This is a genomic window from uncultured Algibacter sp., from assembly GCF_947495675.1.
Lineage (GTDB): Bacteria > Bacteroidota > Bacteroidia > Flavobacteriales > Flavobacteriaceae > Algibacter_B.
In genome coordinates, this window is the sequence record NZ_CANLZX010000084.1 from 1 (window position 1) to 248 (window position 248).

Below are 248 nucleotides of genomic sequence, written 5' to 3' on the forward strand. Positions count from 1 at the left end.
GTAATTGTAGGAGGTGTTGGTACAGTAGCATCTGCAATACACTCTATTGTTGTTCCTTCGTTAACAGGAACTGTAAAAGGTGCTAATTCAATAGTGTAAGTATAAGTCCAATCAGCAGTATTTCCAGCACAATCCGTGTAAGTGAATGTGTAGATAACAGAACCTTGACAATCTGGTGTATCTGATTTTGTTGGTGCAGAAGGTGTAATTTCATTACCACAGTTATCTAAAACAGTAGGTGGAGTAGG

1 protein-coding gene is annotated in these 248 nt (G+C 38.3%); it reads right to left on the reverse strand.

Annotated features, from left to right (window positions below):
- Positions 1-248, reverse strand: a 248-nt coding sequence (locus tag Q0842_RS16195) for a hypothetical protein (RefSeq protein WP_298500557.1), incomplete at both ends; no start/stop codon positions are given.